General features: G+C 45.6%; 16 protein-coding genes. 4 read left to right on the top strand and 12 right to left on the bottom strand.

Going from position 1 to position 24,930, the window contains the following annotated elements:
- Positions 1 to 2: 2 nt before the first annotated feature.
- The 10 genes from A9970_RS03885 to A9970_RS03840 form a co-directional block, all read right to left on the bottom strand.
- Positions 3 to 2,162: a S9 family peptidase gene (locus tag A9970_RS03885; RefSeq protein WP_182981381.1), complete on the bottom strand. Its 2,160-nt coding sequence runs from the start codon at positions 2,160 to 2,162 to the stop codon at positions 3 to 5.
- A complete protein-coding gene (locus A9970_RS03880; protein WP_182981380.1) occupies positions 2,152 to 4,305 on the bottom strand; it encodes a M14 family zinc carboxypeptidase in 2,154 nt (717 codons plus the stop codon). Before A9970_RS03880 ends, A9970_RS03885 begins: the two co-directional genes overlap by 11 nt.
- A gap of 11 nt (positions 4,306 to 4,316) precedes the next feature.
- A complete protein-coding gene (locus tag A9970_RS03875) occupies positions 4,317 to 5,768 on the bottom strand; it encodes a RagB/SusD family nutrient uptake outer membrane protein (protein ID WP_182981379.1) in 1,452 nt (483 codons plus the stop codon).
- A gap of 12 nt (positions 5,769 to 5,780) precedes the next feature.
- Positions 5,781 to 8,987 carry a SusC/RagA family TonB-linked outer membrane protein gene (locus A9970_RS03870; protein ID WP_182981378.1) on the bottom strand — a complete coding sequence of 1,069 codons (3,207 nt, stop codon included), beginning with the start codon at positions 8,985 to 8,987 and terminating at the stop codon, positions 5,781 to 5,783.
- Between the two features lie 482 nt (positions 8,988 to 9,469).
- Positions 9,470 to 11,386, bottom strand: coding sequence for a thioredoxin-like domain-containing protein (locus A9970_RS03865; protein ID WP_182981377.1), 1,917 nt, complete (start codon positions 11,384 to 11,386; stop codon positions 9,470 to 9,472).
- Positions 11,379 to 12,743: a RagB/SusD family nutrient uptake outer membrane protein gene (locus A9970_RS03860; protein WP_182981376.1), complete on the bottom strand. Its 1,365-nt coding sequence runs from the start codon at positions 12,741 to 12,743 to the stop codon at positions 11,379 to 11,381. The genes A9970_RS03865 and A9970_RS03860 overlap by 8 nt, the downstream gene beginning before the upstream one ends.
- Before the next feature lie 26 nt (positions 12,744 to 12,769).
- The gene (locus A9970_RS03855) at positions 12,770 to 16,015 is read right to left on the bottom strand and encodes a TonB-dependent receptor (RefSeq protein WP_182981375.1); all 3,246 of its coding nucleotides are present in this window, start codon (positions 16,013 to 16,015) and stop codon (positions 12,770 to 12,772) included.
- 38 nt (positions 16,016 to 16,053) lie between these two features.
- A complete protein-coding gene (locus A9970_RS03850; RefSeq protein ID WP_182981374.1) occupies positions 16,054 to 17,106 on the bottom strand; it encodes a FecR family protein in 1,053 nt (350 codons plus the stop codon).
- A gap of 44 nt (positions 17,107 to 17,150) precedes the next feature.
- Positions 17,151 to 17,678, bottom strand: a complete 528-nt coding sequence (locus tag A9970_RS03845) for an RNA polymerase sigma-70 factor (RefSeq protein WP_182981373.1) — start codon at positions 17,676 to 17,678, stop codon at positions 17,151 to 17,153.
- Between the two features lie 146 nt (positions 17,679 to 17,824).
- The gene (locus tag A9970_RS03840; protein ID WP_182981372.1) at positions 17,825 to 19,042 is read right to left on the bottom strand and encodes a hypothetical protein; all 1,218 of its coding nucleotides are present in this window, start codon (positions 19,040 to 19,042) and stop codon (positions 17,825 to 17,827) included.
- 331 nt (positions 19,043 to 19,373) lie between these two features.
- Between A9970_RS03840 and A9970_RS03835 the strand changes: the two genes are divergently transcribed.
- From A9970_RS03835 to A9970_RS03825, 3 genes are all read left to right on the top strand, one after another.
- Positions 19,374 to 19,625, top strand: a complete 252-nt coding sequence (locus A9970_RS03835) for a hypothetical protein (RefSeq protein ID WP_075992363.1) — start codon at positions 19,374 to 19,376, stop codon at positions 19,623 to 19,625.
- Positions 19,626 to 20,294: 669 nt separating this feature from the next.
- On the top strand, positions 20,295 to 20,486 hold the full coding sequence (locus A9970_RS03830; RefSeq protein ID WP_070566563.1) for a cold-shock protein: 192 nt from the start codon (positions 20,295 to 20,297) through the stop codon (positions 20,484 to 20,486).
- A gap of 239 nt (positions 20,487 to 20,725) precedes the next feature.
- Positions 20,726 to 21,085: a two-component system response regulator gene (locus A9970_RS03825; RefSeq protein WP_070566565.1), complete on the top strand. Its 360-nt coding sequence runs from the start codon at positions 20,726 to 20,728 to the stop codon at positions 21,083 to 21,085.
- Between the two features lie 96 nt (positions 21,086 to 21,181).
- Here A9970_RS03825 and A9970_RS03820 read toward each other — a convergent pair whose 3' ends face one another.
- On the bottom strand, positions 21,182 to 21,613 hold the full coding sequence (locus A9970_RS03820; protein ID WP_182981371.1) for a MarR family winged helix-turn-helix transcriptional regulator: 432 nt from the start codon (positions 21,611 to 21,613) through the stop codon (positions 21,182 to 21,184).
- A 48-nt stretch (positions 21,614 to 21,661) separates the two neighbouring features.
- Between A9970_RS03820 and A9970_RS03815 the strand changes: the two genes are divergently transcribed.
- Positions 21,662 to 23,920, top strand: a complete 2,259-nt coding sequence (locus A9970_RS03815; RefSeq protein WP_182981370.1) for an excinuclease ABC subunit UvrA — start codon at positions 21,662 to 21,664, stop codon at positions 23,918 to 23,920.
- Positions 23,921 to 24,027: 107 nt separating this feature from the next.
- On the opposite strand, the gene A9970_RS03810 is transcribed toward A9970_RS03815, so the two are convergent.
- Positions 24,028 to 24,918 carry an AraC family transcriptional regulator gene (locus A9970_RS03810; RefSeq protein ID WP_182981369.1) on the bottom strand — a complete coding sequence of 297 codons (891 nt, stop codon included), beginning with the start codon at positions 24,916 to 24,918 and terminating at the stop codon, positions 24,028 to 24,030.
- Between the last annotated feature and the right edge of the window lie 12 nt (positions 24,919 to 24,930).

Genomic DNA, 24,930 nt, shown 5'->3' with positions numbered 1-24,930 from the left:
GATCAGTGCCTATACCGCTCGAAGAATTCATAAGTGCGCAACAGCTGATCGAGGCGTTGGCCAACATCTCCAGAGCGTGTGATCTCATGATCGGCACGTGGATGTCGGACGTATTCCGTATCGCGGCCCAAATATTTGAGCTGCTTGTACAGAAAATCACTCTGCACAGGACCTGTACGATTGTCCTGCTCCCCATGAAAAATGAGTAATGGTGTTTTTATCTTCTCGGCATAAGTGGTAGGCGATTGCGCCAAAAGGATATCCCGCATCCCCTTTTCCCATGGAAATCCATCAAAATAGCGTTTCAACATGGGCCACACATTGGCACTACCAAAAAAGACATAGAGATCGTACACCCCTCGCTGACTGGATGCAGCACGGAACCTAGACTCATGCGCCAATATCCAAGTGGTTAGATATGCCCCATAAGATCCGCCGGTGATAAACAGCTGCGTGCTGTCGACGACACCGGTCGCGAGCGACAGATCCACTGCCTTAAGCACATCACGTGATGGCCCTGGCCCCCAGTCTTTAAAATTAGCTTTTAAAAAACTTTCTCCATAACCACTCGAACCGCGTGGATTCGAAAACAATACCGCATAGCCACGTGCGCGAAAGTACTGGTACTCGTGCCACATACTGGCATCCGCAGGACCGAACATCGAAGCTGGCCCACCATGAATCTCTACCAGAAGCGGATAACGTTTGTCCGCCTGGTAATTTGCAGGCTTCAAGAACCAATAGTCGACCTCCAGCCCCTTTTCATTTCGAAAACTGCTTTTCTGTGCAATACCAATATTTTTTCCCGATAGCCATCCTGAATTAATCGCACTAATAACGGTACTATTTTTAAAATTGGCGTCCGCACGGTACAACTCTGATGGATTTGCGAAAGTGGTTTTTGTGTAGAAAGCTTTCTGACCATTTACCCAATATTCACCGATCCCCTCTTCCACCGAACTCAGAGTGCGTATATTGCCGTTTTTTACATCCGCGCGATTTACTGTACGCCCCCCTCTATCCGACGCAATAAAGTAGACTGATTTTTCATCCGCTGAAAATTGTACATTACTTAGGCTACGGTCTACAGCCAGGCTATTACCTTTCCAGTTTTGGGTATCATAGATAAACAATTCACCGACTGTCAACGAATTCTGTCGGCTTCTATTCACGGCAACCCATTTTCCTGAACCCGATACCGCGGCCACCTGAAAGCGATGTATGCTATCCCCTAAAATTACTTGTCTTTTCTTATTAGGCAGATCAAATAAGATCAGATCAGTCGATACTACACGGTCCGGATGAAGGCCATTTTCGGTCTCTACGCTTAAAAGCACCTTGCTATTCCCTAAAAATTCCGCTCCTGTATGGCTTCGAAAGCCCTGGGTTAAAGGGACAGGCGGAGTTTTAGCGGCGAGATCCATGATATACCAATGCGTAAAGCGGATTTCGCCCGTTGTTGAATTTTCTGTCTGAAACTGCAGCTTGTTGGTCACTTTAGCGATCCCCTGCTGTTCATCATGTTTGAGATAGGCAATTATTTCCGCTAGCCCGCCGTCACGGTCTTCTTGTGCAGACTCCGCTAATAAAGACGCATTATGGCTTTCGGCGGGTATTTCCGTTGACCATGCCGGTACTTGGCCAGCAGGATTGAAATCTTTACTTTTTACCAGCTCGCCAAGCGTAAAGCTACTTGATATAAGTACTTTTGAACCATCTGGACTGAATCGTACATTACCCAGCCCCTGTTCGATCTTGGTTAACTGTTGAGGCTGTTGACCGTCTGATGGAAATAAAAAAAGCTGCGAACGTTTGTCGCTTCCCTTGCCAAGAGCCCATCTGCGTCCATCCGGACTGTATAAGATTTGCGTAAATTGCGGATCAACCTTTGCTGTCGATGCCGGCCTGTTTACATACCAGAGCGTTTCATAGCGAAAACCGGCATGCTTGGTCGTATCGGCAACAATGCCGCGCACGGCATAAGCCACTTCACTTCCGTCTGGTTTCACCTGCAGGTCAACGATATTTTTTATTCGAACCAGATCACTCGCCACGATCAAACTATCCGTAGCCGATACCCCGGCAAAAGCTGGAGAAATACTCCCCAGCAGCAGCAGACAAATTAGGGGGTGCTTCCAGCGGTTGTATTGACTAGCTTTCATTGAGTTTTTCGATTAGTTTTTGTGCAGAAATACGGGCTTTGCGCTGAATAAAATCAGCGTCGGTATTGTCGCCAATTTCGTAGACCAATGCTTCGGCATGATACGTTTTATACAAATAACTATACGCCGTGAAGGTCGGGCCGCCTAAATACAGGGGCTTCACAAGCGGTTCATACCCTGGAATAGCATCTTTGACTGCAGCTATCCAGGTGGGAATAAATCCCGGAAACCGACTTGGCAAGGCAGGATCCACCGTGTAGTAAATATCGCTTCCCGTAGAATGGAAATCGATGGCAAAATAAAGCTCGCGGCCCTGCTGTTCTATTTCCCGTTTAAAATAATCGCGCAGCGCCACAGTCTCGGGCTGGTTAAATTCGTCCCAGTCACGGTTGAGGTCAACACCATTGGCATTGGCACGCCAATGCCCTAGATCCACACCATCGGGATTAACGATGGGGGTCAGGTAAATACGATATTTCTCACGAAACCGCTTTGCATCTTCGCTGTTGCCCAAAAGGTATTCGACAAAGCTGGCATAGGCATAATGCCCTGTAATTTCGGGTGGATGCTGTCGCCCGAGTATTGCAATAGCCTTTTTGCTTTGTGGATTGCCCGCTACATATACATTTATTGGTTTGCCAAGGGCCGTTTTCCCCACTTCCTGTTTTTGTATTTGAACAGCAGGATTTACCTGTTCAATCCAGCTATATACTGCCTTCGACGGAATATTTGCCTGTGCCGAGATCCATGTTCTCTTACTGGAGATCGGCAAGTCAAAAGAAGCTCCGCTGAGCTTATTCCAGTTCGTCCCGTCTGTGCTCACTTTCGGATCATAGCGATGACGTACGCCGGAAGGATAATCAAGCTGGATTTTTATCGTCGTATCGCGGGCGGACCAGACTTGAAAACCATACCAGGGACTAGGATTGATCGGCGTGCGTTCCGGTGCGACCTGCAAGTGATACACGCCTTCACTGGATTTTGTGAGTCCATTTAGCCGGGCACCAGCATAGTCATTGCTAAAAAAGACCCGTTGATCCACGGTAAAAGTACCGCGTTCCTGTTTGAGGATAGCTTGGGATTTGGTCGATTCATAGCTAATCGGCTCCTGCCCTTTAAAATCCTTTTTCAGTCCGCCAATCTCGGTTTTCCCCTGATTAAACAAACTGTCCAAAACCTTTCCCAATTCTTCACCACGGACATTCTTGGCAATGATTATCCCCTTGTCATCCACCAAAAAATTGGCGGGAATTGCACGAACAGCGTAGGTAGCGGCAATTTCGCTATTCCAGTAGTTTAATTCAGAGACATGCTGCCAGGTCAGCTGATCGTCGGCAATACCTTTGAGCCAAGCTTCTTTTTTCTTGTCCAGTGAAATGGCATAGATTTTAAAACCCTGGGATTTATATTTTTGGTAATTGGCCACAATATTCGGATTCTCCTTTCGGCAAGGAGGACACCATGAAGCCCAAAAATCAATCAATGTATATTTCCCCAAATGATCGTAGAGCGCCTGCGGATTACCATCAGGGTCATTGGCGACAATGGCCGGGGCTTTTTTGCCTATGCCTACCTGCCGTGTGACGGCAATAATTTTTCGGAGATCCCGTATATAACGTGATTGCTGTTGAGAACCCGAGAGCAGGGCGATATGCGCTTCCAGTTCTTCCGGAGACAGGCGATAGGACCATTCCCTGTAAAGCAGGTAGCTTGAAACGATATTATCCGGATATTTTTGGATGAAGGATCGTATATCGGGCTTGCGCTGCGCCCGATACTCGTCAAAGAGTTCCTGGCTTTTTGACCCAGATAAGGATACCGACTGTCTGTTGTCATCTTTCGCATCGATCGTCACCTTAATATCCCCTACATCCAGGAAAACATAGCTCGGAACCCCATCCCGCTCTGTAGAAATGCCATACAGATCAGGCAGCGGAAGTTGCTTTCGGAAAGCAAAGGCGCCCTTTTTCACCTGTGCAGAATCAATCACTGTAAATATTTTATTTTCAAAACGTTGCAGATAAACAACTGTAGCATTGCCATTCTTGACCGTTCCTTTGAGCGACAGGGTCTGCTGCTGTGCCTGTAAAGATCCTACACTGGCCAGCAGTAAAGGAATAAGGAGTTTACTTGTCTTAATCATGTTTGACTAGTTTAGTTAAAAAGTTTATTGGCCGCCAATTCGGTGTTAGGCGCCGGAAAAATATAGTTCTGTGCTGTTGTAGGAACCGAAGGTGTCTGTATATTCGCATCACCTTTTGCGGGCAGCTCTTTCAATTGACGGAGCAAATCGTGCCCCCGCAAGCCCTCGCCTAGCAATTCTATTCGTCGTTCTTTGGCAATGGCTTCCAAGATGGCCGTTTTGCTTGCCAGCGCGGCCACAGGAAATTCAAAACTCGCATCAGACCGTTGGTGCACAGCCTTTAAGAGTGCGCCTGCAATCGTTAGCTGTTCGGCCTGCGCAGCAGCTTCTGCATAATTTAACAAGACCTCAGCATAGCGAATAACCGGAATATAGTCTACGTAAGGAGAAGCCTTAGCATACTTTTTCAGGTACTGTTTATCCCCATTGGCCTGCAGGAGGCTACGTCTTTTGTCTGCCTGACGCCATTGCGTGTCGTTTAGAATGCCATTCGGATTAAGATAGTATTCTTTATTGACAAGATAGATATATCCTATCGCAGACTGCCCCGAAAGCGCATCTGTTGTGCTCGCTGGCATACTTAAAATGGACTCCGTTGTGGTAAAATTACCACCAAAAATCGTCGTAATATCTGACTGTAGCTCATTCGCAACGCCTTGCTGCGCCTTAAATGGTGCGATTTGCTGCGGGACGATCTTTTTTGCTTCCTCCAGTACCTTTGCATAATTATTGATCGTCAGGTAAACCCTGGTTTTGAATGCCCGGGCTGTATTTTTGTGCGCGCGCGTTGTATTGAGCTGCGCGGTAGAATAGCTTTCTGGCAAATCCTTTTCGGCATCGTCGAGATCGCTCAAGATCTGATTGTACACCTGTGCTACCGTACTTCGAGCCAGATCATTATTATTTCCGTCGACCTCGGCCTGCAGGCGTAATGGTAGCCCGGGCGACGCCCCCTGATCTTTGTTATAAGGTTGGGCAAATACCGTCACTAAGCTAAAATAAGCTACTGCACGCAGGAACTTGGCTTCTGCAATATAAGCTTTGGACAGTTCAGCACTGATCACTTCAGTGCCCGGGCTGAGGGCTTTAATCAGAATATTTGCTCCGTTGATTGTGGTATAGGCCGCGGACCAAAGGTTGTTGACATCATTTGATCCCGAACTGTAAGAATTGTTCCAGCTTTCATAGGCTGTATAGCTGTTGGCCGTCACATTGATAAAATCTTCGCCACGGGCATCCTGGTAAAGAAGATAACGCCCGCCATACAAACTGGCTCCTTTTAAATTTTTATAAATGCCATTGACCACCCCTTCGATCCGTGCAGGCGTATCAAACACGTTCTTATCCGATATTGAAGTCGTTGGTACAGGAAATAATCCGTCCTCTTTTTTGCAGGAGCTCAAGGTGGATACCAATAATAATGTGCTTACGAGGAAGATATTTCTTTTTGTGTTAATTTTCATGTTTGCAGTTTTTTAGAATGAGACATTTAAACCAGCGGTCCAGGTACGGCCCTGCCCGATCGAATTCTTTTCCACCCCGATGGAGGTATTTGAATTTCCGTTGGAAGAAGATTCCGGATCCGTACCCGAATATCCTGTGATCAAGAAAAGATTCGATGCCTGGCCATAGATCCGGATACTCGAAAGACCGATCTTGTTAAACAGATTTCCACGCAGTGTATAGCCCAATGTGAGCTGTTGCAAACGTAGGAAATCAGCTTTCTCGGCATTTTGGTCGATGGAAAATCCGGAAGAACCGTTTGAGATCACATCGTTATAGACCAGTCGCGGAACGTCAGTCTGTTGCCCTGGCGTAGTCCACCGATTGAGCACTTCGACCGAATTGTTGTAAAACCGCTGATCCAGTAATGTACCTCTTGTACCATTCATGACTCTGTTACCACCTGCAAAAGTGAAATTAACTGCAGCATCAAAGGCTTTATAACGGAATGAATTATTAAAGCCACCATAATAGGTTGGCAGCGCCGTCCCCAAGACCTGATAGTCAGCTACCGTGATCGGACTGGCAATGCGGCCGTCCAGATAAGTCCAATTACTCTGCCCGGAAGCTACCGCAGCACTGTATTGCACACGTTCGCCATTTTTATTGATAAATATCCGCTGGCCATTTTCAGGATTCACACCATCGGTTACAGCACCGTACAAGCTGCCCACCGCATAGCCCACACGGGTAATATTATTGGCTTCCGTGGTGGTATGCGTATAGCCAATGATATCGGCATTGCCGGCCGACAGCGATGTGACCTTATTGTTGACGTGCGTAAAATTGAGGGACGAGTTCCAGGTAAAGTCCCCTTTTCTAATCAGGTCTCCACTGACAGCGAATTCGATTCCGCGGTTATACATGCTGCCAACGTTTTTGAGGATACTGTTACCCGGGATACCTTTTGATGGCGACTGCGGCACATCCAGAATAAGTCCGTTCACATTGTTTCTAAAGTAATCGACATCGACATGCAGGCGCTTGTGGGCCAGGTCAAAGCTCAGGCCTAAATTGGTCTGTTCGGAAGTCTCCCAGCCCAGGTCCGGATCACCCGCCTGCGACATACTCCAGGTAGGTACCGTTCCATAGAGCGATGAGCTATAGAGATTGAGCGATTCATAAGCCGAAAGGTTTCCATTGCCGACTTTACCCCAGCTCCCCCGGAAGCGTAGATCGCCCAAGAGGTTTGCCAAACGACTATTCTTATAGAAATCCTCTTCAAAAACAGACCAGCCCAGCGACACCCCACCAAAATCACCATACTTGCTGTTGGCTCCCAAAGCCGAATTGCCATCCCTTCTAAAGTTGGCCGTCAGCAAATAGCGTTTATTGTAGTTGTAGGTGGCACGTACAAAAGTAGAGCGGTAGAAGCGCTCAGTAACACTGCCGCCAGCACCCGATAAGGTTGTCCAATTGCCCTGGAAGTTTTCAAAAAACGGATCAGATGCATTGTTTTGCGATGCATTCCAGCTATCGTTGTCGTACTTTTGGATATCGTAACCCACCAACAGCGTCAGGGCATGCTTTTCGGCAAACACCTGATCATAGTTTAGGCTATTGGTAAAGTTCCAGTTGTTGCGCAGACTACTTACATTGGTAACAGATCCACCATTTGAATAGCCCGATGAACCCAGATTGGGGCTCAAATACGTTTTGGTCGTGGACAGGTTACGGTCCAGCGCATAGGTCGTTGTAAATTTTAAGTTCTTCAACAGGTTGAGCGAAGCATGCACATTTCCCAGGATATGGTCGTTACCAGTCGTGTATTTGCTGTAGGCAAATAATGCCTCAGGATTATAGAGTGTGTTCGTAAACAAGTTGGCTCCGGGGCCCAATAAACCCGTACTACTTAAATTGTAGCTACCGTCCTCTTTATATGCTGAAACATTTGGCGGCAATACCAGCGCCAATCGAGCGCCACCGATCAACAGCAACTGGCTGCTGGGCAAAGAACCCGAATTTTTGGCGTCATTGAAGGTATTGTTATAGGTCAGGTTACTCCCAAGCGAAAACCAATCGTTGACTTTATGTTCTATATTAAACCGCAGGCCTTTGCGGTCGAAGCTGTTTTTCGCGAAAAAGCCTTCCTGGTCCGAGTAATTTCCCGAAAAATAATATTGTGTATTTGCATTGGCTCCGCTTACGGCGAGACTATGGTTGTGGCTATACCCTGTATTGTAGACATGATCGTACCAATTCGTTTCAACCAGCTTGCCATTCGCGTCGTACTGCGGGAAGAAAAGCGCACTCGCCACCTTATCATTACTGGCATTTCCTGACAAGATCTTGTTGTTCAATACCGCTTCATTTTTGATATCAATATACTGGCTGGCATTCAGCAATTTGGGCAGGCGTGCCGCCGATACCGCAGATCCCCAAACATCGTAGGTAACTTTTGCGCGGCCTTGTTTGCCTTTTTTAGTCGTTACGATCAATACCCCCCCTGCAGCCCTCGAACCATAGATTGAAGTAGAAGCCGCATCTTTCAAAACATCAATCGATTCGATATCCGAAGGATTGATATCCGCGAGCGGGTTATTGGCAACATTGGATGTACCGATATTGCCGGTATTGACAGGTATACCATCAATGACGATCAAGGGATACGAACTCAGGGATATCGAATTCAGGCCCCGCACCCGTATGACAGGTGGATTATTGAGCAATCCATTCGGTAAAGATATACTTACCCCCGAGGCTTTCCCTGCCAGGGCTTGATCAAAACTTTGTACGGGGATATCTTTGATCGCGTCTGCGGAGATCGTTGATGCTGCACCCGTAAAATCTTTCCGTTTTTGAGTCCCATAGCCCACGACGACAACTTCTTCCAGCGCACGGTCCTCGCGAACCAAGCGTACAGTGTCCCCCTGCTCTTCAATAAGGGCGATCTGCTCTTTATAGCCGACAGACGACACGACGACACGTGCAGGTAGCTTTTGTCCGGTAACAAAAGTAAAATTGCCCCTCCGGTCTGTGGTCACAGCATGTGTGACGCCATAAAGCTTGACCGTAGCACCTTCAATAGGCTGGCCATTTTCGGCATCAATCACCTGCCCGCGGAAGGATGCGTTTATAATCGTTTTTGGGGTTTCCTGCGCGTAAGTTAACAAGGGCTGTTCTGCCAGGCCCGCCAATAACAGGTACGCCGAATAGTGTAGTATTCTTCTCTTATTCATAGGTAGAATCGTTTAGTTAAAAAAATAGATGTACTGGCCATAAACGTGTTTATAGCAAAAGGATAGCGAGCAATACCCGAGTTATTGCCCTATTTATCACAAGAGTGGGAGAATTTTATTAGCTACACATTCGAGACGCAGAGAACGCCCAGTGAGATTTTGGGAAAGATGCTGTACTTACTGTGAAAAGATGGTTTAGATAATACTGTTTCATTTTTACTTTGTTTAGATAGTGATTAACTCGTCGCCAACGCCAATTGAAACTACGATTAAACAAATGTAAGCATAAAAACAAAATAATGTATACTAATTTAGTAGTTTTTTTTTAAGACGGCTGCAAGTTTACCCTAGCTCTCAAAGGGGAGCAAAAAAAACCGCCAAAAGTTTTTATTTTTTTGGCGGTTACTAATTTGCGGCTCTATGCTACCAATTGCGGGAAACCACTCCTGCTGCAATGAATCTATAGACCCTAAAACAATATGTTAGTGCTCCAGTTCTTTCAGGTATTCGATCATGGCATCGAGGCTCTGCAGTAGCTTTTCACCTTCAAATCCCACCTTTCGAAAACGGATGTTCCCTTTTTTGTCCAGAATCAATGTTGTCGGAATGGATGTGATATCCAGCTTACTACTGAGCTTTTTATCTTGGTTGTAATAAAATGGAAAGTCAAATGCGGGATTGGCCTTTGCCCATTTGTAGGCATCGTCCCAGCTGTTTCCACTGCCCGAATTGAGTATCACGAACTTCACCTGCGGATCATTTGCATATTTTTTGTACACCTGATGCAAATAGGGAAATGAAGCGATGCAGGGCTTACACCAGGTAGCCCAAAAATCAATGATGACAATCTTGTCCTGGAGATCGGCTTTGAGCAAAGCTTTTTTGTCCATATCAACAATGCTGATGTCTTCTGGAAATGGCGTATTGCCGATGATCTTTTGAAACTCCTGGTAATACCCTTGTTTCCATTGCTTGTCAAGCTTGCTAAAATAAGCCTGCCGTTCGGCAGCATTGTCCATTCCGTTTTTAAGGATCGCTTTGTCGAGAAGCTGCCTGATCGCTGGGTCAAAAGGGGAATACCGATAGGCTGCCTCCAATACGGGTATAGCGCTGTTCGGATCATTCCACTGCTGATACTGCATGGCCACTGCCCGGAGCAATGCCGCCGATTTGAGTGTAGGGATACTTTTTGCAAACCAGTCTCGGGCAGCTTCGGGCTGCTTTAACTGCGCAGCTATAAGTCCCTGATTGGCCATAATTTCTGCTTTTACCGCAGTAAGCTTATCCGCCTTGGCCGGATCATGGGCCATCAGATAGCCTGTTTCGGGGAAATAGCGTATTAGACTCACGGGATAGGCCGCAACACTGTCAAGTAAATATAAATTGAGTTTGGATGCCTCCTCCAGCATCAGCTTATGATCTAAGAGCAGCTGTACATACTGATTGTATGTGCGCCATTTGTAGGGATCCTGCTCCCAACGGGTAATCAGCGGCAGGTATTTCTTGGCCTGTACGCTGTCGCGGTGCTGCACATAGTAGGTAAAAAGATAGTCGTAGGCGCTGCCATAGGCCGCCTCATTATCGGCCGTCTTAAGCGAAAGAAGCTGCCCTATCTTGGCGACCACGGCGGTGGAATCCTGCTCGCGGAACAACTTATTGAGCCGATACCCTATGCCGATCTTCTTGTTGGGAAACTCGTTGATCACCACCTGGCGGATCGAATCCACTTTTTGGTTCTGCCCGAGTATCAGATAGCCCATCGTCACCTTGTTGAGGTTCCCTTCAAAGAGCGGATTGCTTCTGAATTTCTTTTCCACTACGGCCAAGCCCTTTTTCAACAGCCGCCCCTGCTGGGCCGGACCAGCGTTTTTCATCTGGAGCACAATCAGCCGGAGCTGTGCCTCATAATTGTCGGGATACAGGCTCAGCTCTTTTTTGAGGTAATACTCCTGTGTAGCCAGGATATGATCCGAGGTTTTATCCTGGACCGGCACGCTGTATGATTTTCCCAGGTAATTGCCGGCGATCAGTTTTCCCTGCTTATAGACGTAGATCTCATACTGACTACTATCGCTTGCCTGCTGTACAAATTTCTTGTCTTTGTCGGCAATCGTAAAGCAGGAAAAGTTGGCGTAGGCGGGCAGTTTAAAACGTACACGCCAGATTCCACCTTCTTGTTGCATGGCCATGCGGCTCGGAAACTCGTAAAAATTTGAATAGTTGAAATCCACGAAAAATGGCCCTTCCTTATGGGTAGCAGCAGATTTACCTGGGTCAAAGCTGATGGTCACGGTATCTCCGGCCGCTGCTTTTTGCGGCAAAATGCTCACTTGTGCCTGCAACAGCAGGTTTGCCTGTAGCAGGCAGAGCAGCAATGCGTATTTGAATAACTTAATCATTCTGTTGGAGGTTAGCATTTGTAATTAAAATAGCACTGGCGATCGGTATTTTGGTATCACTTTCACTAAAGTCTGTTTTGACCTTCGAAAGTACAGGGAGGACCCTGTTTGTGCGCACCAGGTCAAACCAACGGTGGCCCCATTCACCGAGCAGTTCCAGCTGGCGTTCTTTTTCGAGGGCCAGGGCAATGCCCGCCTTGTCCATTGTTTGTGGCAGCGCAGCAAGGCCTGCACGTTCACGGATCTGATTGATATCCTGTAGTGCCGCCTGCAACTTATTCTGGTTGAGCAGCGCTTCGGCACGGATCAGATACTGCTCGGCAAGGCGCAGCACGGTATTGTATTCGGTTACAGGTGTGCCCGTACGCAGCTTATACTTATACGGCATATAAAGCGTCTTATTACTTACGACATAAGGCTTTAACCACATCGCTTTACGTAAGTCATTTTCTTCGTAGGCCGCTACCGTGGTATCATACACCTGATAATAACTCCGTGCTGTAGCTACTGTCGGAACGATACTGAAACCTTCCCAGGTGTTGACTCCGGCAGTGGAAAGATTAACGGTCTGCAGCTGCCAGATTGCCTCTTTGCTCGTTTTCAAAAAGACGGTATTGAGGTCGCGCGACAGTTCGTACCGGTTATCCGCGATAACTTTGTCGGCCATCGCTTCGGCATTGGCCCAGTCGGCATGATACAGATATACCCGGGCCAATAGCGCGTCAACCGCTTTTTTGTTGGGGCGGGTACGCTCATTGCCCTGATAGGCATCCGCAATATCGACAGCAGCTTTCTGCAGATCATCCACCATGAAAGCATAGAGCTCTTCCCTGGAGGCCGGACCTTTTCGGTTGTTGGCTTCCAGATCCTTGGTATCCGTGATCAGGGGCACTTTATTGAAGAGGTTGCTCAGGTAAAAGTAATTGAATACCCTTGTAAAACGGGCCTCGGCCGATAGCTGTGCCTTTACCGTACTGCTGAGCGCCGAGGCTTCAACACCCTCGATAATCTTATTGCTGTGGTTGATATAGCTATAGGGTTGCGACCAGAGCCGATCAAGATAAGAGGTTGCCGGGCTCAGTTTATTGTATTTGTACTCATCGTAGCTTGTAAAGGCTGAGTTGTAATCGTCGGCCAAACTGGACAGTACAATGGTCATCAGTCCACTGGCAAACTGGTTATTGTAATTGTTCATACTGGTATAGAGTCCGCCCACGGTTGCTGTGGCTGTCTTTTCGTCACTGAAGGCCGACTCTGCTGCTACTTCTGTCTTGGGTGGGTCCACGGCCAGAAATTTATTGCAGGAGATGTTAAGCAGTGGTGTTGCAAAAAGGCTGTAGATAATATATTTGTTCATGGGATAAGTCTTTAGTTTTATGATCATTAAAAAGTGAGCTGAACCGCAAATGTATACGTGCGCATGGATGGTGTGGCACTGTTCCGTACCGAACCAAAGGGATTGACATCCGAAACATAAGTACGGTCAAAACCAGGCATCTCGGGATCCATACCTCTGAAGCTTGTCCAGGTAAAGAGGTTCTGTGCATTGAACTGTACCACAGCGCGGCTCATATTGATCTTCTGTGCCCATTTGGAGATATCGTAACTGAGCGATACATTTTTTAAGCGAATAAAAGAAGCATCGTCCCATACGGCCGTAGAATACCGGTAATAATTACGGTAAGCCAGGTTGGCTTCGTTGGCGCTGTTAGCCGTAGCGCGTGGCACATCGGTCACATCTCCGGGCTGCTGCCAACGGTTTAACACATATTCATCCAGGTTGCCCAATCCGCCAATGGTCGTTGCCTGTGGACCATATCCAATGGATGGTCCCTCCTGTTTGACAAACTGAAATAGAAATCCAAGGCTCACATCGCCATAACTCAGATTATTGCCGATACCACCATAGTACTTGGGCAGTAGTGATCCCAAGGTTACATAATCATTGAAATCACTGATTTTCCCATCGCCATCCACATCCCGAAATTGGGCGACCCCGGTTTGTGGATCCACTCCCGTAAACTGAAATCCGCGGACGATACGTGTGGACTCGCCAATGATGTATCGCCTCCCATCACTGCTACTCGCAAGCCCGGGATATTCCAGCAGGGTATTGGACGGGAAAGTAATATTGAAATTTGTTTTCCAGCTGAACTTTTCCTTTTGGATATTCACACTGCTCAGCTCTAACTCAAAGCCCTTATTTTCGATCAGTGCGGGGGTATTACCAAAATAAGAATTATAGCCCGTCTGCGGTGCTAGCACGATATTGATCAACTGATTATCCGATCTATTGTTGTAATAATTGGCCGTGAGGAAAATACGGTCCCTGAAAAATCCAAGGTCGAGCCCCAGTTCTTTCTTTTTGATTTCTTCCCATCCAAAATTGGGATTAAACACCCGTGTCGGATAAAGCCCCGTGATGCCCTGGTAGGCAAAGCCCGTTCCCCAGGTATCCAGGTACTGGTAATCACCGATCTGGTCATTTCCTGTCACCCCCCAGCTGGCACGTAGCTTACCGAAGCTCAAGATAGACTGATCCTGGAGAAATTCTTCACTGCTGAACACCCAGGCTGCACCGATCGACCCAAAATTACCGTACTTATTGTTGGGCCCAAAGCGGGAAGAGCCATCCCTTCGGTAGCTGAAATTCAACAGATATTTATCGGCATAGGCATAATTTATACGACCAAATGCAGACTGGTAACGGTAATCTGCATACTGATTGTTGCGGTTCACAAGGATACCTGCAGCACCGATATTGTTTAGCTGCGAATCACTCGGGTAACTGCTGCCATCGAAGTATTTCCCTTCGCTGACCCTTTGCTGCCAGGTACCACCCAAAAGCAGTTTAAAATCATGTTTACCAATTGTTTTGCTGTAGTTTAATTGCGGTTCAATGATATAGGACTGATAATCCGAATTCCCGTAAGAGGCCATGGAACCCGTGCTCGTCAATGGATTAAATCCCGCATTGGGCAGCAAGCGCGTCTGGTCCATGCTTTTGAGGTTATACCCTACATTGACTTTTGCGACCAGTTCGGGTAAGATCGCATATTCGGCAGAAAAGTTGGCCAGCAGGGATTTTGATTTCGAAACACTCGAGCGCTCCATATAGGCGGCGGGATTCTGCAAACTCTGTTGGAACCAATAATAGTCTCCCTTTTCATCATATAAAGGATAATTGGGCGCCAGGTTATAAAACTGGGCAATATCTGTCGGCACTGTATTGTTACGGTCCAGGTTGAGGTTGAAACTACTGTTGAGCTTAAATCGCTGATCTTTGGATTGCGTAGACAAGTTCAACAGCGCACCACCGCGCTGATAATTCTTATTGCCGGGCAAGGGATCCCCCTGACGATTGAAATTGGCACTGGCCAGGTATTGGGTATTTTCGTTTCCTCCGGAAAATGACAGCTGATAGGTCGAGAAAGGGGCCGATGCGCCATAAAACTCCTTCTGCCAGTCGCTGTAGGCGGACTGATCCCAGGTGAGCAGATCCGGCGCATTATCTGCTGTCGCCGTCCAGTTATCATTTTTAAAGCCTTCCTTCCGGATGTCCAAATATTGCTCGGTATTGAGCATCTTCAAGTTGCGAATGGCCTTACCGGAGCCCACATTGGCATTAAAGTCTATTTTAAGTCCACCCTTATTTCCTTTTTTTGTTGTGATCAGGATCACCCCATTCCCACCCCGGGAGCCATAAATGGCTGTCGCATCGGCATCTTTAAGCACATCGATGCGTTCAATATCCTTGGGATTGATCAGGCTGAGCGGGCTTTGGTTCCCATTGGCCGCGGTAAACTGATTCATGCTTTCGTCCGAAAATGGAATACCGTCGATAATATAGAGCGGGCTGCTGCCATTGCTCAAAGAATTGACACCACGTAGCTGCACCTGAAAGGAACTGCCCGGCAAGCCCGAATTGGATGCGATATTGAGTCCCGCAACGCGCCCCTGCAAGGCCGCCAGAGGATCCAGTACCGGTTGTGTTTCGATCTCCTTGCTGGTGACACTGGATACCGAACCCGTATTTTTGCGTATTGAAGACGTGCCGTAACCGATAACCACCACTTCATCCAGGTTGCCCGGATCTAGCTCAAGGCTTATTTCCATGAGGGCCTTGTCCGCTACCTTCACTTCCTTGCTGCGGTAGCCCACATAACTCAAAAGTAAGATATCATCCTGTTGCAGTCCGTTTAAACTAAAGCGCCCGCTGGCATCGGTGACCGTACTGGCTATCTTGTTTTTAACCCGAACACTGACCCCTTCAAGCGCTGCACCGGCCCCATTGCTGACGCGACCAGAGACGGTCATCTGCAGCGCCTTTGCTCCCCCCTTCCCCTGGAGCACGATGGTGTTTTTGACAATTTGATAGCGGATGCCCTTAGCCGAGAATGCCTGTTTAAGTAGTTCCGGGATATTGGCATTGTTTAAATTAACATCAATATCCAGATCGGGGTTAATTTCATGAGGATCATATACAAAGCGGTAATCGCTGCGTTGCTCAATGGCTTTGACGAGCTGTTTAAATTGAACATGGTCAGATGCCTTGTCTGCCTGCTGGCTAAAGGCATAGCCATTGACATGCATCAGCATCAATAGCAGTGTTTTTACGGATTGTTTCATAGGGTATTTAGATTGAAAATGCGTTTGTTTGGGTTTGGTTAGGGAACAAGGACGAGTCGATCCTTGTCAATGGTATAGTTTATGCCGGCGAACCGTAATATCTTGAGTACTTCTTCAAAGGACTCTTTTTTGCTGATTTTTCCGCTAAGGACTTTGTTTTTATAGACGGGCGACAGGCTATAGGTAAAATTGTACCAACGGGAAAGATCGGCCAAAATTTCGGGAAGCGGTGTCTGGTCAAATTCAAAGTAACCCTCTTTCCAATTGGCAGCATCCTGTTGTGTATTTTGCTGCTTTCGTTGGAAGGCACCGTTCAGCACATTCAGTTCGATCGACTGTCCCGGTAGCAGAATCTCCTGAAGACCCGCATTGCTGACCCGTATTTTACCTTCGTCGAGCTGCGTGGTTAAGAGCTGGCTATCGTTTGCGTATAACTTCACGTTGAAAGCGGTTCCCAAGGCTTCAATGCTGGTGTTGCCGACATGAACAATAAAAGGTTTGGCTTTATTTTTTGCTACTTTAAAATAGGCTTCACCCGTCAGGAATACCGAGCGTTCCTTGAGGTCGTATCCCGGTCCTATTTCCAGCTTGCTGTCTGCATTTAGCCACACGGTGGTACCATCGGGAAGTTCCATCTTGAATTCTTGCCCCTTTTTGGTCTTGACGGCCAGGTTATTCCCCTTCCCCTGCGCCATATAGGCGGGGCTAAACGGTTTCTTTTCGTCCAGGCTAACCACTTCATTGCCGATCAGCAGATCGGCCTGGAATTGACCGACACTAAAAGGCAGTGGCTGTGGCGATTGTTGGTACTGGGAAAAGAAGTACAGCGCTGCACCGGCCATCAAAAAGAATACAATACTGGCAGCCACCTTCAAATAGGCGCTGCGGTGGCGATTAGCCCTTAATTCGGGCCCAAAAATATGCTGTTGGAAATAGCGGTCTTCTGCAGCGAGATCCAGTTCCGGGATGTCTTTTTCGTTATTTTTCCGACTGAGCTGATTGTACCAGCTTTCGACAAGTGCAATTTCCTCGGCGCTGCACATCCCCTGCTGATACCTCTGCAGTAGTTGTTTCGATAATCGTTGTTTCATAGGTTCTATCCTGTTTACCGTTTAGAAGACAGGATAGTACCCCATTAGTGGTAGAAAAAAATGAAAATAGTTCGAATTTTTTTTCTCAAAAGCGTCAACGCATTGTAAATCTGCTTTTTGACAGTCTGTTCGGAGATCTCAAGTTCCGCGGCAATCTCCCGATAACTCCGCTGCTCGAAACGACTTTTTTTGAAGATCAAAGCCATTTTGCGGGGCAGCTTTTCAATCGCCTGATCGATCTGCTGAGCCAGTTCTTTCTCCCGCAGCAACTCGTCGGGCATAATTTCAGGAGTTGAGGCGGCATGCTCCAGGTAATGTTCATATTTCCGGCCCACATCCTGGCTGGCGATACGATTGATGACCAAATTACGGGCCGAACGAAAAAGATACGCCTGATAAGAATGTTCAATTTCAAGCCGCTCCATGCGGTCCCAGAGATTGGTAAAAATTTCCTGTACAATATCACGGGCTTCGTCACGATCGTCTAACATCCGAAACACATGCACATACAACTTCACCCAATTTTCTTCGTAAAGTTGGGTAAACAATTGTCGGACATGTGTTACACTCATCTGCTGGTTTAGTTATTGTTGATCAGTCAAAATTAGGCTTTATTTTTAGGAAAGTCAATTTATGATGGATTTCTAATAAAACCAGTAAAATAATGCAACAGACTATCTCTCTTAAAATTTAACTTTGCACGCATTGGAATTGATTATTATTTGTCAAGATCGTACAGGTATCGCCATGAGGTCACGTACTCCCAGAGCTGGCCCGGCAACCTGGTCTCCATTCTATTTTCCTTACGATTGAGCAATTCATCAAAATCTCTGGACATGACAAATACCCTGAGGTTAGCCTGGTCAATCAGGCTGAGGTAATGTGCTAATACCTGTTTTATTTCCGTTGCATTCTGGTCATCCGTAACAGCAATATCCCGATCCACTTCACGGTCAAATAAGGCGTCAGGTATGCCTTCGACCACCAGTTTAATCACTTTACCTTCGGTATGCCAAGTCAGGGCAATATTGATATGGATACCCGAGATATCCCCATCTTCAAACTTTTTTGGTAGGCCAAAATAACTTAGTTTGGCCGATGGAAATTGACTGGAAATTTTATTGAAAACTTCCGTAATGGCATTTACAGGCATGTATTTTTGGCGGAGAGCCATGCCTTGGTTACGATTGTTGGAATCTACATAAAATTCGAGGTTATCGAAGGTGGTATTTCCGATTTTGGCGGCTATACTTTCCGACAGCAACATATTCTCGATGCCAAAAGTTTTGAAATGCTGCAAAGAGTCATTTCTGCTCAATATAGCAGACTGATATACAACAGCCGTTTTATCGGAGAATTGCGTCAGCTCGTCGGCAAGTTGGATGGGATTAATCAAATCCATGGTCGCCATATCCTGTAGGTAAAGCGGCCTCATTTTGTTAAAGTCGAGTCCGGTAGCGTCCCATGGCAGCCTACTTTCCAACACTTTCCGGCGCTCCTGTTTTAGGGCAGCAGTCGCCTTTTCATAGGCGGCCTTTGAGATAGGAATATAGTTGAGCACAAATTTTTTATCTTCATCACCTGTTCCCTGATAATAAAAATTGATGCGAAGCGTATCTTTGCCGCTTTTTATGCCATAGATACTGTCCAATAGCCTATTGTTGAGCAACTTTATCCGCGTATTGGTAAAAGAAGTGAATTCCTGTTTTTGTATCCTCTTTTCATCTGGATAAGGGATGAGAATATCATTTCCTTTTACGGCCAGATAAGGGAAAGCTTTGATCAGCATTTCCATGTAGCTCAGCGTTATTCCACGCATCGGCTCGCGGTTGATCTTATTGGAGGATACCGCCACCCAATAAGCTCCCTGATCCTGTGCCTGACAAGCTGTCGAAGAAAGTAAAATACTGCATATTAATATTCCGATGTATCTCATGAAGGCGTGCATTATGTGATCCCGAAAATAGACAAATTATCTATTAAACAGCTTCTATCGGGAAAAAGTTCTAATTTGATCGGCAGAAGAAATAAGAACAAAACTTGCTAAAGAACAGAGTTGGTTAGTTAACCACAGATCGCCTTTTGTTACATTTTAATTTATTTTGCGATCTGCTTCACGCTAGCTAAACCGATCGCTGAACCTGCTAATTTTCGGCCCGGATACATTAAAGAGGGTCTATTTTCGTTCAATTGTACGGTGGTTGTCAAGGCCATCAACTGAACGAAGCAGACCCTGTTTCGTATTTTTTTTTGTAAATTATCTCACTATGAAAATAGTAGACATCACAAAAGACACTTTAATCAGTGCTCAGAAAGAAGGATTTACCGTATTAATCACCAAATTTAGTTCAGATCCGTTAAACCCAACCTGGATTGTCGATAAAGTTGAAAACGACAAAATAGAAGCTAGCAAAAAAGCACTGAGCGAAAGCTACCAGCTATGCTATTCCATTAAAGAAGCTATTCTGACGATTGATAATCGCCCTTTCATCGGAAAGTTACAGCTAAGCCATTCATAGCGTTTGGTCAAGGCATAATCCTCTGTACAATCAACAGCATGTATTGTTTCACAAAGCCGTTGAGCTAACGTGTAACAAAGCAGGATAACAATAAAAACATGCGTAAGAATTATTAAAGCATGATATTTTTTTAACCTAGCGGACCAAACTATCCTTAAGTTTGGTCCGCTTCCTATTTCTGCTTTTCCAACTCATTCAATCACTTAGTGGCCTGAGCCAACCTTAAATTCTAAAACTACGCTTACCTAACTTTCTCTACTAAAGCATAGCGATCATCAAGTTCAAATGGCTCTACCAGAAAAGCATCTGCTCCGCATTCGGCGGCAACTCTTTCCCCTCTAGCGCTTGCTGACATTAGCAGAAGAAAATAAAAAACTTTGTTTTTCAATAATTTATAACTACATTTGAATAATAATCAGGCTTCTGCCATTACTTCTTCTGACACTTTTGAGTTTACTCTTTCTTCTCAGTCTTCGTTTTTCCAGCTGCTATTTTGTTATCAACATATGAAGTTAATTGCCTTTTTTCAGATTGATAGTGTCAATACGAAAAATTACAAACTTCATTTTTTGTTGACAGATCGATTTATCCTTTACCAACGCGTATGGTTAAAGGAGAGGTATGCTGCAAAAGCGTTCTAATAAATACATAATTTAATACATATATACAATGCAACAAGGAACAGTAAAATTCTTTAATGACACCAAAGGTTTTGGTTTTATTACACCAACAGATGGCGGTCAAGATGTTTTCGTACACTCGTCAGGTTTAATCAATCATGTACGTGAAAACGATACTGTAACATTCGATCTAGAGAACGGTAAAAAGGGCATTAACGCAGTTAATGTGCGAATAGCATAATTAAGTAGGAAGTTTAAAAACTTCTTTAAGTTAAGTTCAGCAGATAACATAAATGTTATCTGTTTTTTTTTGTTAAAAAATTAGGCAAAAATGACGGCGTAAGCCCACTACTAGCCTACATTGCCATCAGCTCACTGATAGCATTACTTTTGTTCTGTTTCTCCTAACTAAAAATTGAGCGTTCCCCTGTTTTTTGTATCCGCTTTTTTCCTATATTTACGCGATAAATTTCAATAGAAATGACGAAAAAGAAGGCTATAGTTATTCAAGATAATGAAGATATCTTGAATATCATGGATGAGGTCTTAGTTGATGAGGGTTTTGATGTGATTCCATCGCTTACAACTGAACCAATAGAAGAGCTTGCAGATATTGATCCCGACATTCTTATTGTGGATGACCATATTAAAGGAAGTAAAAAAGGATCCGAAGTGATCAAGGAACTCAAAGCTGATCCAGATACCGAAGAACTTCCATCTGTCCTGACATCGACAGCCAACGATATTGCAAAAGTTGCTGCGGACTGTAAAGCCGACGACTTTATTGAAAAGCCATTTGATTTAGATCATATGGTCGATGTGGTTAAAAGAAATAGTTAAAACAGCATAAAAATATACGTAACGTACGGAGCGCTTCAAAAGGAACTAAAATTGAAACGCAAGTTAAAAAGGCGATGTTAATGATTCATGATTTTCTCAGCATGTCTGGGTTGAGCAGGCCGTCAACACTTTATTGAGCAATTCAGTCAGCTTCGTTAAGTCATCTTCCTTCAAGATTTTAGCAGCTTCTTTGGCCACTGTTTCCCTGAAATTCTCCGAATTATCGATGATAAATCTGCCTTTTTCCGTTACACTTAAATTGAAAATCCTGCGGTCGGCAGCAGACTGTTGCTGTTCGACCAGGTTATTCGCTATCAAAAATTTGAGCTGCTTGGAAACAGCAGGCGGACTTATGTTAAACGCCTGAGCAATCTGCTTGACGATACAATGATCGTGGCGGTAAATATATTCGATTATATTATAGTGGGTCGCTGTTACACCATTGATGTCGCCCCTATTCATATTTGCCAAGATGAAGCATTGTAAATTAGTAAACACTTCATAAAATTTCTGTTCAGTTTTGTTCATCGCCAATAAAATAGTTAACTTAGTTAATAATTACCAAAGTTAATGATTATGGAACATATTCACATCATACATGCCCGGCAAAATAATCTCAAGAATATTTCTCTCCAGATCACCAAGAAAAAGATTACTGTTTTTACAGGAGTCTCCGGGTCGGGCAAGTCGTCTTTGGTCTTTGAAACAATAGGTGCTGAAGCCCAAAGGCAGTTCAGCGAAACACAGGGCAGTTTTATCCGAAACCGGCTGCAGCACATCGGCGTTCCGGATGTGGACAAAATCGACAACTTGAATGTCCCTATTATTATCAATCAAAAAAGATTGGGCGGCAATGCACGCTCGACTGTAGGCACGGCCACCGATATCTATGCTTCTCTCCGCTTGCTTTTCTCGCGCATGGGGACACCCTTTGTAGGCTATTCAAATGCCTTTTCATTCAATAATCCTTTGGGCATGTGCAAGGCATGTGAAGGGCTGGGCATTGTGCAGACCATTGATGTAGATAGCCTTATTGACAAGCAAAAATCGTTGAACGAAGGGGCTATCCGATTTCCGACCTTTCAACCGGGCGGCTGGCGCCTGACACGCTACACCCAATCAGGCTATTTTGACAACGACAAAAAACTGAACGACTACACGCCGCAGGAATGGGAGCTCCTTTTGCATGCAGCCGAACACAAACCCAAACAGCCTGATCCGGAATGGGGCAAAACGGTACAGTATGAGGGTATTATCCCCCGCATTGAAAAAGCATTCCTCAAGAAGCAATCGAAGGAAATCTTGAGCCGAAAGGAGGCTTTAAATACAGTTATCATTACCAAAACTTGTCCTGTATGCGAGGGAAAACGGTTGAATGATACGATTCTATCCTGCAAAATAGCGGGCAAAAATATCGCCGACTGTACGGCCCTTTCGATCGATGAGCTGCTGGAATTCGTTGCTTCTTTACATTCCAGCACTTTTGATGTCATTCTCACCGAACTGAAACATAAGCTTCAACATATCGTCAACATCGGTTTGCAGTATCTGACCTTGGATAGACGTACAGACACCCTATCAGGCGGGGAAAGCCAACGCATCAAAATGGTCCGAAACCTGGGGAGCAGCCTCACGGATTTACTCTATATTTTTGACGAGCCCAGCATCGGACTTCATCCAATGGATTTACAAAATATCGCTGCAATTATTAAACAGCTGCGCGATAAAGGCAATACCGTTTTACTTGTTGAGCACGACCCCGATTTGATCCGCATCGCCGATCGGGTAATCGATATGGGCCCCAGGTCGGGAAAGAACGGTGGCGAGATTGTCTATGAAGGCACTGTCGCTGGACTGAAAACATCAACAGGAAAAACAGGGCTGTACTTTGCTAAACGGCCTCGAATTAATAATAAACCACGATCAGCAAGCGAATACCTCGAAATCAGACATGCCAGTCTGCATAATCTGAAAGACATCCAGGTGAGCATTCCCCAAAAGGTGATGACCGTGGTTACCGGCGTGGCGGGTTCGGGCAAGAGTACACTGATCAACAAAGTGCTGCCCAAATTTTATCCCGAAGCCACCATCATCGACCAGTCGTTATTTTCAACAGGTGCACGCTCCAATCTGCTGACCTACCTGGGCTTATCTGATGCAATACGCACCCTGTTTTCAAAAGCAAATCAGGTATCCGATAAATTTTTTAGCCGAAATAGCCTCGGCGCCTGTGAAAACTGCAAAGGTATCGGTATCGAAAAAATTGATCTGGCCTTTATGGATGATATTGAACAGACCTGCGAGGTCTGCGGTGGCTCTGGCTTTAAGCCAGCGGTCTTAAAATATCATTACCATGATAAAAATATTGTTGCGGTGATGGATATGACTGTCGAAGAAGCCTATGATTTTTTCCCGGACAAACTATACCGTCAGTCTTTTGATATGTTACTCCAACTCGGTCTGGGCTATTTGACTTTGGGGCAACGGTCAGACAGTTTTTCGGGTGGGGAAAGACAACGGCTCAAACTGACCAAAGAACTCAAGAACTCCAACAAGATTATCGTCCTTGATGAACCAAGCACAGGCTTACATCCAAACGATACCGAAAAGTTATTAAACTTTATCAATAATCTGGTGGACAACAACAATACGTTGATCGTTATCGAGCATAACCTCGATGTTATCGCCCAAGCTGACTGGATTATCGATATTGGGCCCGGAGCAGGCAAGTATGGCGGAAATGTGGTGTTTACAGGTACCGTTGCCGATTTACTCAAAGATACTGTCTCGCTAACGGCGGCCTGTTTACGGCAACATATCCATTCCGAAAAGTGATTTTATACGTAAAAGAAGCCGTAAGGTCCCACCTGTAGGATTGGAATAAAGAAAAAGTCCCAGGAAAACCGTTCATTTTCCTGGGACTTATAACACCTTATAACCCATCAGTTCAACTGGGATTTTCTAAACTCCAGGGGTTTCATTCCCGTCTGCTTTTTGAAAAGCCGGGTAAAATACGACGGATTTTCAAAGCCAAGTTCATAAGCAATTTCAGCAACACCTTTCTCCCCTAAGCGTAGTAAGTTCTTCGCTTCTGAAATCATAAAAATATGGATCAGCTCCATGGCCGTTTTGCCCGTTTCCTGCTTGAGCAGGTCACTGAGGTAGCGTGGCGACACAAAGAGCTGATCGGCCAGGAAGGCCACATTGGGCAGACCGCTTTTCGCCAGCAGGCCCTGATTTATATAACTCCGAAGCTGATCGTTAAACTTGGATGCTGTTTTGCCGATCACCTGCGCCCGATCGATAAACTGCCTTTTGTAATAGCGCTGTGCATATTTCAGGATGGAGGAAACATGGCTCAGCATAATTTCACGGCTGTATTCGTCCGGATTAGTATCGTATTCGTCCTGGATTTTTGCATAGAGCTCCAAAATTAGCTGCTCCTCTTTCGGGGAAAGATGCAATGCCTCGTTCACTTCATAATCGAAAAAACTGTATTTTTCAATTTCCTTGAAAAGTTCATGCCCATGGAGGTAGTCTTCGTGGATCATCAACATATAGCCCTTTTCTTCGAACTCCAGGTTTTTCATCTCGATAATCTGCCGGGGTTTCGCAAAGAAGAGACATCCGTTATCGTGATCGTAGCGCGTACGGCCGTACATCAAATTGCCGGACTTAATTTTCTTAAACGCGATCAAATAACAGTCACTGGTAAATTCCCTATCCCCCAGTTTACAGTCCGAAAGACAGCCGACCATACTGAAAAGCGGATGCTGCGGAGCTTCCCAACGATTGCCCAGATGTAGTTCTGTAAGGGTTCTATAATGTTGCATCGGTTTTCATTT

Source organism: Sphingobacterium sp. UME9, assembly GCF_014170215.1.
Lineage (GTDB): Bacteria > Bacteroidota > Bacteroidia > Sphingobacteriales > Sphingobacteriaceae > Sphingobacterium > Sphingobacterium paramultivorum.
Note: the sequence above shows the minus strand (reverse complement) of the source record. Positions and strands in the feature narration are given on the sequence as shown.